This window comes from Saccharopolyspora sp. 6M, assembly GCF_020176775.1.
Classification (GTDB): Bacteria; Actinomycetota; Actinomycetes; order Mycobacteriales; family Pseudonocardiaceae; genus Saccharopolyspora_C; species Saccharopolyspora_C gregorii.
Window position 1 is genome coordinate 116,849 of record NZ_JAIUJZ010000010.1, and the last position, 16,562, is coordinate 133,410.

A 16,562-nucleotide genomic window follows, 5' to 3' on the forward strand; every position below is an offset into this window, starting at 1 on the left:
TCGTGACCGGAGGGAACCTCGTCACCGCCGCGACCGCGGTGCACTGCCCGCACGGCGGCCGCATCGTCGCCGCGACCGGGAACGCGGCGGTCCGCGCCGACGGGCAGGCCGTGCGGAGGACCGGTGAGGCGTACGCCGTGCTCGGCTGCCCGAACCTGAGCGGGCCGTGCCGCACGGTGCGTTTCACGCCGCGTGCCGGTGGGCTGCTCGTCGACGGCGTGCCCGCGCTGCTCGACGACACCGACGGGCAGTGCTTCAGCGCCGACCTGCGCCCGCAAGGGCCGCCGGTGTTCCGCGGCGACTCGCGGGGGGTGCGGTGCCGGTGATGAGGACCCACATCGCGTTCCCGTTCCGCCTCGACCGCCGCGGCCGCACCGCCCGCGCCGGGCACCACGAGCACCTCGCCGACCTCGTCGAACAGGTGCTGTTCACCAGCCCCGGCGAGCGGGTGATGCGACCCGACTTCGGCTGCGGCCTGCTCGACCTGGTCTTCGCGCCGAACAGCCCGGAGCTCGCGGCGACCGTCGAGCTGTCCGTGCACGCCGCGCTGCAGCGCTGGCTCGGCGACCTGGTCGAGGTGGACGCGCTGGAGGTCACCGCCGAGGACGAGGTGGTGCGGGTGCGGCTGCGCTACCTGGTGCGCGCCACCGGCGAGCACCGCGACGAGATCTTCGAGGGGAGGCGGGCATGAGCGAGCTGCACTGCCGCACCGACGGCAGACGGGCCCGGGTCCGCGCGGCACGGCTCGGCGGGGTGGACGCGGTGGAGGCCGCCGACGGCGGGCGCACCCTCGTCGTCACGTTCATCGGCAAGGCCCCGCACGGGGTGCGGCCGGAGAACGTGCGCATCGACGGCGGGCGCCGCATCACCGGCATCACCGCGGTCGAGGTCGCCGTGGAGCGGGAGAAGGACCCGGAGCTCGACGACCGCATGTTCGTCACCGTCGACCGGCCCGGCGACACCACCCGCTATCGATTGTCCTTAGTGGACAGCGACCCGTACGGGAGGCCGGGGGAGGAACCGTTCCCCGGTTTCGACCAGCGCTACTGCAGCGCCGAGTTCACCTTCCACCCCGGCGGCCCCACCCCGTTCGACCACGCCGCGCCACCGCCGTGCGAACCGGAACCCGCGCCCGCACCGCTGATCGACTACACCGCCCGCGACTTCGACTCGCTCAAGCGCGTGCTGCTGGACCGGCTCGCGCTCACCACCCCGGGCTGGACCGAACGGCTCGCGCCGGACCTCGGCGTCACCCTCGTCGAACTGTTCGCGCACACCGCAGACCAGCTCGGCTACCAGCAGGACGCGGTCGCCACCGAGGCCTACCTGGAGACCGCGCGGCGCCGCGTGTCGGTGCGCAGGCACGTGCGGCTCATCGACTACCCGATGCACGACGGCTGCGCCGCCCGCGCCTTCGTCGTGGCCGAGACCGCCACCGAACTGGACCTCGAACCGGGCGGGTTCCGGTTCGCCGCGGTGGATCTGCGCCCGCGCGGCCCGCACGACCCGCCCGCGCCCGGGCCCGTCCTGGACGAGGACGCGTTGGCGGAGCTGGACGAGCAGGACGCGGTGGAGGTCTTCGAACCGCTCGCGGACGGTCCGTTCCGGCTGCGGCCCGCGCACAACCGCATCCGGTTCTGGACCTGGGGCGACGAGGACTGCACGCTGCCGGCCGGAGCCACCGGGGCGACGCTGCGCGACGACGAGCGGGCGCTGGACCTGCGGCCCGGCGACCTGCTGGTCCTCGAAGAGGTCCGCGGTCCGGTCACCGGCACCCCCGGCGACGCCGATCCGACGCGCAGGCAGGCGGTGCGGCTCACCTCCACCACTCCGGGCGAGGACGCGCTGCTGGCGCAGCCGGTGCTGGAGGTGACCTGGGCGCAGGCCGACGCGCTGCGGTTCCCGCTGCGCCTGAGCTCCACCGGCGGCTACGACTGCGCACCGATCCCCGACGTGAGCGTGGCCCGCGGCAACGTGGCGCTCGTCGACCACGGCCGCACCCGGCGCACCCCGGACCGGGTCGTCGTGCCGCCGGAGCCCGCGGTGCTCGGTGCCTGCGACGCGTCCGGCTGCCGGGACCGCACCGACGGCAACGAACCCGCCGAACTCCTGGGCTTCCTCATCGACCGCACCCGCGGCGGGCGGAAGCTCACCGGCGACGACGTGCGCGAGCTGCACGCCGTCCTCGGCGAACCCGCCACGACCCGCGCGGGCATCGACGTGCAGAACGCCGGTCGCAGGCAGGAAGAAGTGCTGCCCACCACGGCGCACGAGCAGGCCGAAGCGCTGCGGCGGCTGCTCGCCCAGTCCGTCTACCCGGGAATCCGGCCGCGGTTCCGGCCCGTCCTGCACCGCACCCCGGTGGTGCAGGCCGTGCCGCATCCGCTGCCCGCGCACCTCGCCGTCGGGCAGGCCGCCCGGCTCGCCGCCATCCCCGGCCGGGTGCGGGAACGGCTCGTGGAGCTGTGGCGCAGCGCCCGCGACTCCGACGGGCTCGCCGACGAGGAGGTCGACGAGCTGGCCGTGCTGTTCGACCGGGACCTGCTGGAACGCCTCGAACTGCGGCGGCACCCGGTGCGGGCGCTCCGCGACCTGCTGCACCGCGCCGACCACCTGCTCGCCACCAAACGGCGCAGGCTCGAGGTGCTCACCGCCCGCGCCCACGCCGGCACCGTCCTCGGCCCCGACATCGCCTGGGAGATCGGGCAGAGCTGGGGCGAGCAGCACGCCACCGGGCTGCACCCCGACGACCCGGTGCTGCACGGGCCCGCCGCGCACGATCCGGATCCGCGGGCCGCGCTGCCCGCCGTGCACGTCACCGACGGCGAGCACCGGTGGGAACCGCGGCGGGACCTGCTCGGCAGCGGGCCGCGCGACCGGCACTTCGTCGGCGAGCTCGACGACGACGGGCGGCTCGCGCTGCGCTTCGGCGACGACCGCTGCGGCGCGGCACCCGCACCGGGTGCCGCGTTGGAGATCCGCTACCGGATCGGCGGCGGCACCGCGGGCAACGTCGGCGCCGAGGCCATCGATCGGCTGGTGCTGCGCCGGAAACCGGACGGTGCACCGCTGCCGGGGGTGGTGGTGCGCAATCCGCTGCCCGCCACCGGCGGCACCGAACCGGAACCGGTGGAGCAGGTGCGCCAGCTCGCGCCGCTGGACCTGCGCCGCACCCGGCCGCGCGCCGTCACCGCCGCCGACTACGCCGCGCTCGCCGGAAACGTGCCCGGCGTGCAGCGCGCCGCCGCCGAGATCCGCTGGAGCGGCAGCACCCGGGAAGTGCACGTCGCCGTCGACGCCGAGCGCACCGGCACCCCGGGCCCGGAACTGCTCGCCGAGGTCACCGACCTGCTCGAACGGCACCGCCGCATCGGCCACCAGCTGGTGGTTCGCCCGGCCCGGCAGGTGCCGCTGGAGGTCTCGTTGCGGATCTGCGCGGCGCCGGGGCACCAGCGCGGCCCGATCGTCGCCGACCTGCTGCGGGTCTTCGGCAGGCGGCGGCTGCGCGGCGGAGCGCTCGGGTTCTTCCACCCCGACGCGCTGAGCTTCGGCGAACCGGTGCGGCTGAGCAGGCTCGTCGCCGCCGCCGCCGTGCCCGGGGTGCGCAGCGCGCAGGTCACCCGGCTGCGGCGCGCCTTCCACGACGACGACGGCGAACTCGACGCGGGCCTGCTGCGGGTGGCTCCGCTGGAGATCGCCTGCTGCGACAACGACCCGGAGCGCCCCGAGAACGGCGTGCTCCACCTGGAATTCGGGGGTGCGCGGTGAGCGGATGCGGATGCGGTTGCGACCGCCACGACGAACGGCGCGCCCCGGCCCGCCCGCACAACCCGCCGGGCCGGTCGGCGCTGGACCTGCGTGCGGGGGAGCACGGCACGTTCCTCGCCGCGATGCTCGACCGGCTCGCCTCGCCCGCGCATCCGGCGCTGCGCGGGCTGACCGTGCGCACCACCGACGACCCGGCGATCGGGCTGCTCGACGCGTGGGCGGTGCTCGGCGACCTGCTGACGTTCCACTCGGAGCGGATCGCCGACGAGGGTTACCTGGGCACCGCTGACGACCACCGGTCGCTGGCGATGCTCGGCGGGCTCGTCGGGCACCGGCCGCGCCCCGGCGTCGCCGCGAGCACCTACCTGGCCTACTCCCTGGACCGGGACCCGCGGGACGAGGACGCCACCGTGCTCATCCCGCGCGGGGCCCGCAGCAACAGCGTGCCCGGCGCGGCCGAGACCGAGTCGGTGGTGTTCGAGACCGGCGAGGACCTGCTCGCGCGCTGGACGTGGAACCGGCTGGCGGTGCGGCGGCGGCGCCCGGCGCTGCTCACCCGGCAGGAGCTGGAGCAGCGTTCGGAGATCTACGTCGCCGGAACCTCGATCTCGTTGCGCGCCGGGGAGAACCTGCTGTTCGACTTCGGCGACCAGCAGCTGCTGCGGCCCGTCGGTGCGGTGCGCGTGGACCGGGACGAGGACGTCACCGCGATCTCGCTGCCGCAGGCACCACCGCCGACCCTGGCGGAGCTGCGCGCCGAACTCGGTGCTTGGCTCGCACCCGGCACCGGGGAACCGTCCCCGCAGCTGCCGCACCCGCGGCCCGCCGACGAGCTGATCGAGGAGTTCGACGCCCAGGTCCTCGCACCGCTGCGCGCCGAACTGCCCGCGATCGGCTCGCCCGCCCAGTTCGCGCTGCGGCTGGCCGAACCCCTGGACCGGCTCGCCGAGGCCGAAGTGCTCGCCGAACCCCGCGAACCGGTCGCCGACTGGTTCGGCAGGCTGCGGGCCGTCGTCGCCGAGCTGCGGGACCGGGCCCTCGACCTGGCACCGGCCGCACCGGCCGCGCGCCGCGGCACCCCTCCCGCCGCCGGAGCCGCCCCGGCCCGCGCGCTGCGGGCGAACTCCGCCGCGCCACCGCCGGGCGTGCTCCGCGAACTGGTCGCGATGCGGGTGACCGCCGCCCCGTTCGGCGCCACCGCCCCGCTGCAACCGGTGCAGGACGCGGTGGGCCGGGTGGTGCGCCAATCGGACTGGCCGCTGCCCGGCGGCACCCGCACCAGCGTGCGCATCGCGTTCGACGCGGGCGGCACCCGGCCGGTGCGCGCCGAGTTCCAGCGCACCGAACCGGGTGGCGGCTGGCAGCACGTGGAGCAGCTGCCGACCCGCAAGGAGTTCGAGTTCGGCGGTGGCCGCGTCGAACTGACCGCACCCGACCCCGCGCTCCCCAGCCCCGCACCGCGCGAGGAGAACGCCGCCGGGGTCACCGTCCGGATGCTGCCGGAGCTGCCCGCCTGCACCCTGACGATCTCCCGCCCCGACGAGCAGGGCCGGGTGCACGTCGGCGTGCAGAACGGCTCCCGGGAGGAGTGGGACCTGCTGCCGCAGCAGCAGGAGACCGCGTTCGTCGGCCCGTACCGGCTCACCGCCCGCTACGGCGCCGGCGGCGAACCGGCGAACGTGGAGCTCACCTTCACCACCGCGCCCTACCCGGGCAGCGAACGGATCCTGGTGCTCGACGGGGTGCACGAGCAGATCACCACCGGCAGCCGCGTCGTCGTGCGGCGCCCCCGCAAGGGCGCGCCCGGCGGGATCCCCGGCGACCCGGCGCTGGCGTGCGTCGTCACCCGCGCCACCGCCGTCCGCACCACCGCCGGGACCCGCTACGGCATCACCGGCCGCGCCACCGAGCTGACCCTCGCCGACCCGTGGCTGGACGACCAGGACCGGCAGCTCTCCGACATCCGCGACGCCACCGCGCACGCGGGCGGCGAACCGCTGCGGCCCGCGGACGAACCGCTGGACGAGGAGGTGCGCGGCAGCACCCTCGAACTCGCCGACCTGCACGAAGGTCTGCGCCCCGGCCGGTACCTGGTCGTGTCCGGGGAGCTCGCCGACCCGCCGGGCGCTCCCGGCACCGAGGTCGCCGTCATCGCCGCCGCGGACACCGCCCTCGACCCGGAACTGCCCGGCGACCACCCGCACACCGTGCTCACCCTCACCACCGACCTGCGGCACCGCTACCGGCGGGACACCGTCGTGGTGCACGGCAACGTCGTGCCCGCCACGCACGGCGAGAGCCGCGACGAACCGATCGGCAGCGGCGACGCGGGCAAGGCGCACCAGACGTTCGCGCTCTGGCAGTCCCCGCTGACCTGGCTGCCCGCCGACAACCCGCTGGGCGCCACCCCGGCGCTGGAGGTCCGGGTGGACGGCCTGCGCTGGCACCCGGTGGAGAGCCTCGCCGGGCGCGGTCCGGCGGAGCGGGTCTACGTGGTCGGCGGTGACGCGTCCGGGCGCACCACGGTGACCTTCGGCGACGGCGTGCACGGCGCGCGGCTGCCCACCGGGCAGGAGAACGTGCGGGCCCGCTACCGGTTCGGCACCGGGCGCGCCGCCAACGTCGGCGCCGACCGCATCACCCAGCCCGTCACCCGGCCGCTGGGCGTCACCGGGGTCACCAACCCGCTGCCCGCCACCGGGGGCTCGGACGCGGACGGCCCGGCGCTGACCCGGCGCACGGTGCCGCTGGCGGTGTCGGCGCTGGACCGGCTGGTGTCGGTGCGCGACTACGAGGACTTCGCCCGGTCCCGCGCGGGGATCGGGCGGGCCGCGGCGCGGCGCGTGTTCGACGGCAGGCGCGAAGTGCTGCACCTGACCGTCGCCGGGGTGGACGACCTGCCGCTCGCGCCGGACGGCGACCTGCTGCGCGCCCTGCGGTTCGCGCTGGACGAGTACGGCGATCCGCGGCTGCCGGTGCGGGTGCAGCCGCGGGAGGCGGTGCTGCTGGTGGTGTCGGCGAAGGTGGCGCTGGAGCGTGACCACGCGTGGGACGTGGTGCGACCGCGGATCCGGCGGGCGCTGCTGGACGAACTCGGCTTCGCCGGCCGGGAACTGGGCCGGCCCGCGCTGTTGTCCGAAGTGCTGGCCGCCGCCCACTCCGTGCCGGGAGTGTCCTACGTGGACGTCGACGTGTTCGGCGGGATCCCCGAGGACGGCAGCCCGCACGAGCTCGCCGCGGTCACCGACCGGCTCGCCCGGCCCGCCGACGTGGTGCCCGCGCGCCTCGCCGAGCACGTCGAGCAGCGCTACCGCGTCACCGCACCGGGCGGCGAGACCCTCACCGACGTGGCCGCCCGCAACGGGATCTCGTTGCGCGACCTGCTGCGCCGCAACCCCGACATCACCGGCACCGCCCGGCTCGAACCGGGTCGCCGGGTGTTCGTGCACCGCGGCCTGCGTCCCGCTCAGCTGGCACTGCTGTCCCCGGACGTGCCGGACTCGCTGATCCTCACGGAGGTCCACCGATGAGCCGGGAACCGGATGCGCTCGCGAACCTGCTGCCCGCCTGGCACCGGTTGCGCGACGCCGAGCAGGGCGAGCCGCTGCGCGAGCTGCTCGCCGTCGTCGGCGAACAGCTCGACCTGGTGCGCGATGCCGTGGCGCAGCAGTACGACGACTGGTTCGTGGAGACCGCCGCCGAATGGGCGCTGCCGTACCTGGGCGAGCTCGTCGGCTACCACCGGCTGCCCGGCTACGAGCGGGTCGGCACCGCCGGACTGCGCGACGGCGGCGATCCGGCGGAGGCGCGGCGGCGGCTAGCCGAAGCGCTCGCCCCGCGCCGCGATGTGGCGGCGACCGTCGCGCACCGGCGGCGCAAGGGAACGCTGCCGCTGCTGGAAGAGCTCGCCGCCGGAACCGCCGGGTGGCCGGCCCGCGCCGTGGAGCTGTCCCGGCTGGGGGCGCACCACCAGCCGGTGCGGTTGCACGGCGCAGGGGATGCGTTCCGGTTGCGGCGCGGCAGGCTCGCCGACGTGCGCGAGTCCGCGGCGCTGGACCTGGCGGGCGGCCCGTTCGGGACCGTCGCCCGGTCCGCCGATGTGCGGCGCGCCGGATCGCGGCACCGGCGCGGCGGCCTCACCCCGGCGGGGGTGGCGCTGTTCGCGTGGCGGCTGCGGCCGCACCCGGTGCTCGGCGCGCCCGCGTACTGCATCGACCGCACCCGCAGCCTCTACACGTTCTCCATCCTGGGCAACGACGTGCCGCTGGTGACGAAACCGGTGCCGGAGCCGTCGGCGACGCACATCGCCACCCTGGACAACGTGCCCGCCCGGCTGCGGCGCAGGCAGGTCGCGGATCGGCTGGCGGACTACTACGGGCCGGGCAAGAGCTTCGTGATCCGGCTGGACGGGCAGGACGCTCCGGTGCCGCCGGCGGCGATCACGATCGCGGACCTGACGGGCTGGCGCTACCGGCCCGGGTACGGGCAGGTGGCGGTCGACCCGGTGCTGGGCCGGATCGCGTTCGGCTCGCGGTCCGCACCGCGCGCCGGGGTGTCGGTGGACTACCACCACGCGTTCTCCGCGGACATCGGCGGCGGCGCCTACCCGCGCGACCCGGAGACCCCGCCGCACGCGCGGATCCGCCGGGTCGGGCCGGGCGAGGAGCACCCGCTGATCCTCGACGCCTACGAGGCGTGGCGCGCGGAACGCGAGTCCGGTGGCGCGGCGGACTGCGTCATCGAGATCGCGCACAACGGCGCGCACCAGGAGGAGCTGGACTTCGACCTGGGCCCGGACGAGCGGTTGCTGCTGCGCGCCGCCGACGGGAAGCGCCCGGTGATCCGGCTGCTCGACACCTACAGCAACCGCCCGGACGCGCTGAACATCCGCGTGCCGCAGGAGGTTCCGGCGGGGCGGCGGCCGCGCGTGGTGCTGGACGGGCTGCTCATCACCGGCCGCGGCGTCAACGTGACGGGTCCGCTGGCGGCGCTGGAGGTCCGCCACTGCACGCTCGTCCCCGGCTGGTCGCTGGAACCCGGGTGCGAGCCGCACGCGCCCGGAGAACCGAGCCTGCTGCTGGACCGCACCACCGCCTGCGTGGAGATCGACCGCAGCATCCTCGGCACCATCACCGTGATCGGCGACGAGGTGAGCACCGATCCGCTGCCGATCCACCTGCGCGACAGCGTCCTCGACGCCACCGGGCACGACCGGGAGGCGCTGTCCGCCCCGGACTGCCGCCACGCGCACGCGGAACTGCACGCGCACCGCAGCACCGTGTTCGGCGAGGTGCACGCGCACGCGGTGCGGCTCGCGGAGAACAGCCTGTTCACCGGGCGGATGCACGTGGCCCGGCGCGGTGTCGGCGACCTGCGCTACAGCTACGTGCCGTCCGGTTCCCGCACCCCGCGCAGGCACCGCTGCGCCGGGGACGTGGCCGAGGGGGTGCGGCCGGTGTTCGAGTCGGTGCGCTACGGCACGCCGGACTACGCGCGGCTCGCCGCGAACTGCCCGCTGCCGATCCGCCGCGGCGCCGAGGACGGGTCCGAGCTCGGCGCGTTCCACGACCTGTACGAGCCGCAGCGGGAGGACAACCTGCGCGCGCGGCTGGCCGAGCACGTCCCGGCGGGGGCCGACGCGGGCCTGATCTTCGTCTCCTGATCTCCAGCACGAGAGGACGCTCCGAACATGCACGCAGACCTGTCCCGCATCAACTTCCAGCCGGAGCGCGGCTATTCCGCGGTGGTCGCCCAGCAGGGCCGCGTCCAGCTGGATTCGGACGCGAACGAGCAGGCGCTGATCCAGCTGCACGAGCAGCGGACGGTGCTCACCGACCTGATCGGCCCGCACGGCGGTCCGGTGGACGCCACCGGGTTCGGCATCGAGCGGATCGCCGGCCCGCACGGGTTGTCGGACCTGGCGATCGGCGGTGGCCGCTACTACGTGGGCGGCATCCGCTGCGACGCCCACCGGCCCGCGCCCGGCCAGGCGGTGCCGGACGAGGACGAGCCGGTGCCGCCGGTGGAGCAGCCGTCGAGCTGGACCTACTGGGACCAGCCGGACGGGTTCCGGGACCCGGAGCTGCCCGCGGACCGGCTGCCGGACGAGCCGTACCTGGTGTACCTGAAGGTGTGGGAGCGGATCGTCACCGCCGCCGAGGATCCGCAGCTGCGGGAGGTGGCGCTGGGCACCGCGGCACCGGACACCTCGGCGCGGGTGAAGGTGGTGTGGCAGGTGATGGCGCTGCCCGCCGCCGAACTCGGCGTCACGAACGCGGATGCGCCCGCGGAAGCCGTGCGCGAGGCGTTCGACGAGTGGTCCCGCGAGCAGCGCGCCCAGTCCCCGCTGCTGGCGGCGCGCAGCAAGCGGCCCGCCGACGCGGACACCGATCCGTGCCTGGTGCACCCGGAGGCCCGCTACCGCGGCCCGGAGAACCAGCTGTACCGGGTGGAGATCCACGAGGGCGGTGCGGAATCCGGCGCCACCTTCAAGTGGTCCCGGGAGAACGGTTCGGTCGTCTTCCCGATCGACGAGGTCGACGGCACCTGGGTGGCGCTGGCCTCGCTGGGCGGGGACGAGAAGCTGGACCTGGACGTCGGCGACCTGGTGGAGGTCGTGGACACCGCCTACGCCAGCCGCCTGGAACCGGACCCGCTGCTGCGGGTGGAGGAACTGGACCTGCCGGAGCGCCGGGTGCGGCTGTCGGCGGAACCCGAAGCCGGCCGGGACGCGCGGCTGCACCCGTTCCTGCGCCGCTGGGACCAGCGCGAAGGCAGCAGGCAGCCCGGCGCCCCCACCCGGCCGATGCGCGGCGGCGCGATCCCCGTGGAGGAAGGCCGGTGGCTGCGGCTGGAGGACGGCGTGGAGGTGCACTTCAAGCGCACCGACCCGGGCCGGCCCGCCTACCGCACCGGGGACCACTGGCTCATCCCGGCCCGCATCGCCACCGGCGACGTCGAGTGGCCGACCGATGCGGGCAGCCGTCCGCTGCTGCGCGAACCGACCGGCATCTTCGTGCAGCACGCGCCGCTGGCGTGGGTGGCGGGCGAGCAGCAGATCGTGGACCTGCGCCTGACGTTCGGCCTCACCTGAGGCCGGTGGGGCGGCGCCTGATCGTGTGCGATGCTTCTCGGGGTCTTCGAACGGTGGGGGGTGCGCGGGTGCGGCGGTCGTGCGCGGTCGTGGCGCTGGTGGCCACCGCGCTGCTGGTGTACCTGGTGATGCCGGACCCGCCTGCCGCGTTCGCGGGGTCGGCGGTTCCCGCCGCCGTCGCGAGCTCGACCTCCGCCGCGCCGACGGCTGATCCGGCGCCCGAGGTCTCGGGCGGGCCGGTCTTCGAGCGGGACGATCCCGGGGACCGCGGTCCGGCTTCGGACGGGGTGGTGGTGTTCGGGCGGGAGGTGCCGCCCGCCGCCGCCTTCGCCGTCGTCCCGGCGATCCACTGCGCGGCCCCTGCCCTCCGTGCGAAGGACGTGCGGATGTCCCGTGGTGCGGTGGGAATTCCTGTGCCGGTCGATCCGCCGACGCCGATCTCCCTCGGGATCCTGCGCTGCTGATGGCGGCCCGAGGCCCGTGCGCCGCCGCTGATGCGGGCGTGCGGCCTCTCGTGTCCGCCGCAGTCCGCGAACCCAGTGAAGGTCGACCATGTTCTCTTTCCGCGCGCGCGTGCGCGCCTTCCCACGGCAGTCCTCTTCGGCGGAGGTGGTGCGGTCGTGGACCTGAGCACCATCGGCCGGGCGGTGGGCCTGTTCGCCGTCACCAACGTCGACGACATCCTCGTCCTCGCGTTGTTCTTCGCCCAGGGCGCGGGGCACCGCGGTGCCGTGCGCGTCATCGCGTTCGGCCAGTACCTGGGTTTCGCCGCGATCTTGGCGGTGTCGGTGGCCGCGGCGTTCGGCGCCACCTTCCTCCCGGAAGGGGCGATTCCTTACCTGGGCCTGCTGCCGTTGGCGCTCGGCGTCAAAGCCGCGGTGCAGGCCTGGCGCGAGCGGGGGAATCCCGCCGAGGAGCAGCGGCGGCGCGGCGGTCCCCGCGTCCTGGAGGTCGCGGCCGTCACCCTCGCCAACGGCGCGGACAACGTGGGCGTCTACGTGCCGGTGTTCGCCACGGCGGGCATCGGCGGGATGAGCGCGCACGTGGTGGTGTTTTTGCTGTTGCTGGCGGTGTGGATCGCCGCTGGGCGGTTCTTCGCGACCCGGCCCGCCATCGCGGCGGCGTTGTCGCGGTGGGGGCACGTGCTGATGCCGGTCGTGCTGATCGGGATCGGCGTGCTGATCCTCGTCGAGGGCGGGGCTTTCGGCCTGTAGCGGGGGAGCCCGGCCGGGATGTGGGGGAGTGCCCGGCCGGGCTCCTTCCTGCGCGGCCGGGCGGTCGGGGAGGGACCGCGTCCGGCCGGACCTCGCCGGGGATCGGCGACGCCCCGGCCCGCGCCTGGTCGGGGAATCAGCGCTGCGGGCCGAGTATTCGTTGCTGTGGCGGGGAGTTCCGCCGTGCGAGCGGGTCGAGGGCTAGCGGCTTCCGGTGCGTCCCCGTGCTCGCGGGATCTCCGCGACGGGGGTTTCCCGCGAGCGCCGGTGTCACACCTCGGTGCCGCGCGCCGCGTGCAGGGCGGTGTTGCAGGCGGCGCAGGACGGCGCCCGCACCCAGTCCTCTTCGGACGGTTCCGCTACCATTCCGGTGCGCGTGCCGCACACCGACGTGCCCTCCGGCTGCCCGTTCCACCGCGGCCCCCGGAACGCGTGCCGCACCCCGTCCGCCGCTGGCCGCCAGAAGTGCCGGGAACTCACGAGACCCGCCGCGCGCAGGCCTGGCACATCGCCCGATCCGCCACCCCGTCCGGAATCCTCGCGGACCGCCGCAGGTGCACCGGCCCGTAGACGTAGGTCCCGCACTCCGCGGCCAGCGCCCCGCCGCCGGCCCGGCCGACCGCGTGCCACCGCGTGTCCACCGGCCCGCGAGAAGCCGCCCACGCCGAGATCGTCGCGGCGGGAAATCGATCCTCCCGATTGCGAGCGATTCCGAAGTGGAACTGTCTCATCGAGCTGTCGTCGGTTCGGAGCGGAGTTCCCGTCGCGCTGCTCTGGAACGAATTCATCGTTGCACTCCTTCGGATTCCGCGGCCCCCGGATCCGCTGTCGGGGTGGGCTGGCATCATGCCCGGATCGGTTCGCCGATGTCCGAGAACCATGGACCGCGGGCGGTTTCGGCGACAACGGTGTCGTGGTAGCCGCATCGGGTGATCAAGTAGGTGGGCCCGCGACGAATGCGATCTCGCGGGAGCGACGACACGGAGCGCGGATGGCGAAAACTCCGAAGAACCAGGCATTGGGGAAGGCCTTGCGGCAGGCCCGCGAGGAGAACGGATTGACGTTGCGCGCGCTCGGGAAACGGCTCGAACGCGACCCCGGGGTGCTGTCGCGCTGGGAGACCGGTGATCGGACGCCGCGTCCCGAGCAGGTGGCGCAGGTGCTGACCTCGCTCGGCATCAACGGCGAGCGGTACGAGGAGGTCGTCGAGCTCGCGCACGGGGCCGACGCACCCAACTGGGTGGCGACGACGCTTCCGGCACAGCGGCAGCAGTTGGAGGCTCTGATCGACTTGGAGCGGCGGGCGATGAAGATCGTCGAGGTATCGCCGCTGATGATTCCAGGGTTGCTGCAAACGAGTGATTACAGCACGGCGGTCATGCGGGGAGGAGGTGTGCCGGAGGCGGAGCTCGCCGCCCGAACGTCCTTGCGGCTCAGTCGTCGGGAATCGGTGACCGGTTCACAACCCGCTGATCTCGTCGCGTTCATCGGGGAAGCCGCGTTGTACCAGGTGATCGGGGACAGATCGGTCCTCGTTCCGCAGCTTCGATTCCTTGATCAGGTGGCGGCCCGGCCGAACATCGAACTCCGCATCGTTCCGCTGGCCAGCGGTTGGCATCCGGGTCTGGAGGGCCCCTTCCTGCTCATCCGAACCGGTCTGGAAGAGGTCGTCCAATTGGAGAATCGTAAGTCCGGGCTCTTCCTGCATGAGCAAGCGGATGTGAAGATCTACCGAGAAGCCGTCGGCATGATCGAGAGCGTGTCGCGGAACGCGCACGAGTCACGAGCCATCATCGCCGACCTCGCCAGGAGGATGGAGGAGCGCCGATGAGCGCGGAACGGACCTGGATCAAGTCGAGCCGCAGCCAGAACACCTCGACCTGCGTCGAGGTGACGACGACGTTCGACGAGATCAGAGACTCCAAGGACCCGCACGGCCCGACTCTCAAGGCCGCCGTCGCGCCCTTGGTGCAGGCGATCAAGTCCGGCCGCTTCGACAGCTGAAGCCCTCCCGGACCACCAGGTGACCGGCCCGCTCGACCGGGTTCCCCACGCGAGCGGCCCGGCCACCTGGCCGGATTCGCGCCGCCGGGGCGGGCCGGGTGGTTCACGGTTCGAGGAGACGCGCGCGGATCCGCTGGGCCACCGGGTCGGAGAACGCCGCCAGCAGGTCCGCCGCCTCGGCACGACGGTCTCCGGCTTCGTCGGACCCGCAGCGGTCGAGCGCGGTGGCGAGGTGGTCCAAGGCGACCGCCCACTGCCAGCGGTCGTCGAGCTCGCGGAAGGAGTTCGCCGCCAGCCGGTGGAACCCGACGGCCTCGTCGGCGCGGTCCAGCGCCGAGTAGACCGCGCCGGTCGCGTCGATCACCTCGGCTTCCCTGGCGTGGTCGCCCAGCCTGCGTTGCAGCGCGGCGGCCCGCTGCAACGTCACCAGCGCTTCGGAAGGCAGGCCGAGATCGGCCTCCACCCGCCCGAGTTCGAGCGACCAGTACGCCTGCCACGCCCGGTTCCCGTGCTCGTGGGCGATCGCCAGCGCCTCCTCGACGAAGCCCAGCGCGTCGTCCGGGCGCCCGAGCCCCCGGTGGGCGTGGCTGAGCCCGCGCAGCGCGTCGCCCCTGCCGCCGGGCGAGCCGAGCCGGGTGTAGCGGCGCACCGCGTCGCGGAGCAGCCCGGCGGCCTCCTCGAACCCTTCGAGTCCCAAGTGGACGTTCGCGATGCCGTTGGTGGACACCGCGATCCAGTACTCGTCCTCGGCGCCGGTCGCGAGCCGCCGGGTCCGCTCGAACATGCGCAGCGCCTGCTCCAGCTCGTGCCCGCGCAGGTGCGCCATGCCCACCGCGTTGGTGGAGGCCAGCTCGCCCGCCCGGTCCCCGAGCTCCCGGCGCAGGTCGAGCGCGGCCAGCTGGAACCGGATCCCTTCGGCGCGCCGCGCGGACTGGGTGTGCGCCTTGCCCAAGCTCTCCAGCATGTCGGCTTCCGCGTGCCGGTCCCCGGACGCGCGAGCCGCCCCGAGGCCGATGGTGCTGGTGGCGAACCAGTCGTCGAACTGGTTGCGGCCCGCGTAGATCCCGCGCAGCAGCGCGGGAAGCCGCCACGCCGCCTCGTGCAGGCCCGCGGCTTCGGCGGCCCGCACGGCGGCGACCAGGTTCACCCGCTCCCGCTCGAACCACTGCGACGCGTCCTCGGGCGAGGTGAACTCCGGGATCGCGACGCCGGGTTCCTCGGCCGGCGGGCGCCGATGCCCCGGGGCGAGCACCCGCACCGCCCGGTCGGCGCAGCCCGCGTACCAGCGCACCGCGCGGTCCAGCGCGGCGCGAGCGGTCTCGGCGGATTCCTCGGTGCGGGCCTGGTCCGTGGCGTACGCGCGGAGCAGGTCGTGGAATTCGTACCGGTCCGGCCGCGGCTGCTCCAGCAGGTGCGCACCGGCCAGGTCGTCCAGCAGCCGCCGCGCGCGGCTCACCGGCACGTCGGCCAGCGCGGCCGCCGCGGCCGATCCGAACTCGCGCCCGGGATGCAGGCCGAGCAGCCGGAACAGGCGGCTCGCGTCCTTCGACAGCGCCCGGTACGACCAGGCGAACACCGAGCGCACCGCATCCGCATCGTCGTCATCGCCCGCGGTCAACGCGTCCCACAGCGCGGACTCGTCCCGCAACTCCTCGATGAGGTCGTGCAGCGGCGCGGTCGGCCTGCTGATCGCGCGTTCCGCCGCGATCCGCAGCGCGAGCGGCAGCCGCGCGCACAACCGGGCCAGCTCGTCGAGCTCCGCGTCGTCGTCCGGCCCGCGATGCCCGGCGGCGAGGCTCCGCAGCAACCGGACCGCCTCCTGCTCGGGCAGCACGCCGAGCGTCACCCGCCGCGCGCCGTCGCGCGCGACCAGCCCGGACAGCCTGCTGCGACTGGTGATCAAGGTGAGGCATTCGCCGCTGCCCGGCAGCAACGGCCGCACCTGCCCGACCGTGGCCGCGTTGTCCAGCACCACCAGCATGCGGCGCCCGGCCAGCAGCGAGCGGAACAGGGCGGCCCGCGATTCCAGGTCGGCCGGGATCTGCGCCCCGGGCACGTTCAGCGCGCGCAGGAAGCGCTCCAGCGCCTGATCGGGCGTGACCAGCGGACCCGGGTCGTAGCCGTGCAGGTTGACGTACAGCTGCCCGTCCGGGAACCGCGGCGCCATCCGGTGGGCCCAGTGCACCGCCAGCGACGTCTTGCCGACTCCGGCGGTGCCGACCACCACGCACGGCGCCGTCGTGCGACCGGCCTCGCCGTCGGGCAGCAGCAGGTCCAGTTGGTCCAGTTCGGCGCGCCGGTTGACGAATCCCGGTGCGTCGGCGGGCAGCTGCCGAGGCACGCCGTCCTCGGGGCGCCGCGGGCCGTGGAAGTGGATGCCGCCGCTGACCAGTCCGGCCTGGACGACCTCGTGCGCCGCGCCGGAGAGCTCGTTCCTGGACTCGTCGCCGCCCCGTGCGGGCATGGCACCACCCCCGGTTCCG

The 16,562-nt window shown here is 74.7% G+C and carries 12 protein-coding genes; 10 read left to right on the forward strand and 2 right to left on the reverse strand.

The genetic code is table 11. The features are described from left to right. The first annotated feature begins 2 nt into the window (after positions 1-2). From LCD31_RS01605 to LCD31_RS01640, 8 genes are all read left to right on the forward strand, one after another. Positions 3-326 (forward strand): hypothetical protein, encoded by a 324-nt coding sequence (locus LCD31_RS01605; RefSeq protein WP_224955596.1) that lies wholly within the window; start codon positions 3-5, stop codon positions 324-326. Then, entirely contained in the window at positions 326-691 is a 366-nt protein-coding gene (locus LCD31_RS01610) for a GPW/gp25 family protein (RefSeq protein ID WP_224955597.1), read from the forward strand. Before LCD31_RS01605 ends, LCD31_RS01610 begins: the two co-directional genes overlap by 1 nt. Further along, positions 688-3,768 carry a putative baseplate assembly protein gene (locus LCD31_RS01615; RefSeq protein WP_224955598.1) on the forward strand — a complete coding sequence of 1,027 codons (3,081 nt, stop codon included), beginning with the start codon at positions 688-690 and terminating at the stop codon, positions 3,766-3,768. Before LCD31_RS01610 ends, LCD31_RS01615 begins: the two co-directional genes overlap by 4 nt. Beyond that, complete coding sequence (locus LCD31_RS29440) at positions 3,765-7,298, forward strand: putative baseplate assembly protein (protein WP_224955599.1); 3,534 nt, start codon at positions 3,765-3,767, stop codon at positions 7,296-7,298. The genes LCD31_RS01615 and LCD31_RS29440 overlap by 4 nt, the downstream gene beginning before the upstream one ends. Beyond that, positions 7,295-9,430: a hypothetical protein gene (locus LCD31_RS01625; protein WP_224955600.1), complete on the forward strand. Its 2,136-nt coding sequence runs from the start codon at positions 7,295-7,297 to the stop codon at positions 9,428-9,430. The genes LCD31_RS29440 and LCD31_RS01625 overlap by 4 nt, the downstream gene beginning before the upstream one ends. A gap of 27 nt (positions 9,431-9,457) precedes the next feature. Beyond that, on the forward strand, positions 9,458-10,861 hold the full coding sequence (locus tag LCD31_RS01630; protein WP_224955601.1) for a DUF6519 domain-containing protein: 1,404 nt from the start codon (positions 9,458-9,460) through the stop codon (positions 10,859-10,861). 68 nt (positions 10,862-10,929) lie between these two features. Then, positions 10,930-11,325, forward strand: coding sequence for a hypothetical protein (locus LCD31_RS01635; protein ID WP_224955602.1), 396 nt, complete (start codon positions 10,930-10,932; stop codon positions 11,323-11,325). Positions 11,326-11,481: 156 nt separating this feature from the next. Next, on the forward strand, positions 11,482-12,075 hold the full coding sequence (locus LCD31_RS01640; protein ID WP_224955603.1) for a cadmium resistance transporter: 594 nt from the start codon (positions 11,482-11,484) through the stop codon (positions 12,073-12,075). A gap of 476 nt (positions 12,076-12,551) precedes the next feature. Here the strand turns inward: LCD31_RS01640 and LCD31_RS01645 are convergent, their stop codons facing one another. Continuing rightward, positions 12,552-12,716 carry a hypothetical protein gene (locus LCD31_RS01645; protein WP_224955604.1) on the reverse strand — a complete coding sequence of 55 codons (165 nt, stop codon included), beginning with the start codon at positions 12,714-12,716 and terminating at the stop codon, positions 12,552-12,554. A 350-nt stretch (positions 12,717-13,066) separates the two neighbouring features. Here LCD31_RS01645 and LCD31_RS01650 point away from each other — a divergent pair, with 350 nt between their 5' ends. Further along, on the forward strand, positions 13,067-13,906 hold the full coding sequence (locus LCD31_RS01650; protein WP_224955605.1) for a Scr1 family TA system antitoxin-like transcriptional regulator: 840 nt from the start codon (positions 13,067-13,069) through the stop codon (positions 13,904-13,906). Next, positions 13,903-14,079 (forward strand): DUF397 domain-containing protein, encoded by a 177-nt coding sequence (locus LCD31_RS01655; protein WP_224955606.1) that lies wholly within the window; start codon positions 13,903-13,905, stop codon positions 14,077-14,079. The genes LCD31_RS01650 and LCD31_RS01655 overlap by 4 nt, the downstream gene beginning before the upstream one ends. 103 nt (positions 14,080-14,182) lie before the next feature. Here LCD31_RS01655 and LCD31_RS01660 read toward each other — a convergent pair whose 3' ends face one another. Further along, positions 14,183-16,543 carry a tetratricopeptide repeat protein gene (locus LCD31_RS01660; protein ID WP_224955607.1) on the reverse strand — a complete coding sequence of 787 codons (2,361 nt, stop codon included), beginning with the start codon at positions 16,541-16,543 and terminating at the stop codon, positions 14,183-14,185. Positions 16,544-16,562: the final 19 nt, after the last annotated feature.

Coding starts and splice junctions, on each gene's coding strand:
- LCD31_RS01625 (WP_224955600.1), top strand. CDS start 7,295: ATGAGCCGGGAACCGGATGCGCTCGCGAACCTGCTGCCCGCCTGGCAC.
- LCD31_RS01650 (WP_224955605.1), top strand. CDS start 13,067: ATGGCGAAAACTCCGAAGAACCAGGCATTGGGGAAGGCCTTGCGGCAG.
- LCD31_RS01615 (WP_224955598.1), top strand. CDS start 688: ATGAGCGAGCTGCACTGCCGCACCGACGGCAGACGGGCCCGGGTCCGC.
- LCD31_RS01610 (WP_224955597.1), top strand. CDS start 326: ATGAGGACCCACATCGCGTTCCCGTTCCGCCTCGACCGCCGCGGCCGC.
- LCD31_RS01655 (WP_224955606.1), top strand. CDS start 13,903: ATGAGCGCGGAACGGACCTGGATCAAGTCGAGCCGCAGCCAGAACACC.
- LCD31_RS01660 (WP_224955607.1), bottom strand. CDS start 16,543: ATGCCCGCACGGGGCGGCGACGAGTCCAGGAACGAGCTCTCCGGCGCG.
- LCD31_RS01630 (WP_224955601.1), top strand. CDS start 9,458: ATGCACGCAGACCTGTCCCGCATCAACTTCCAGCCGGAGCGCGGCTAT.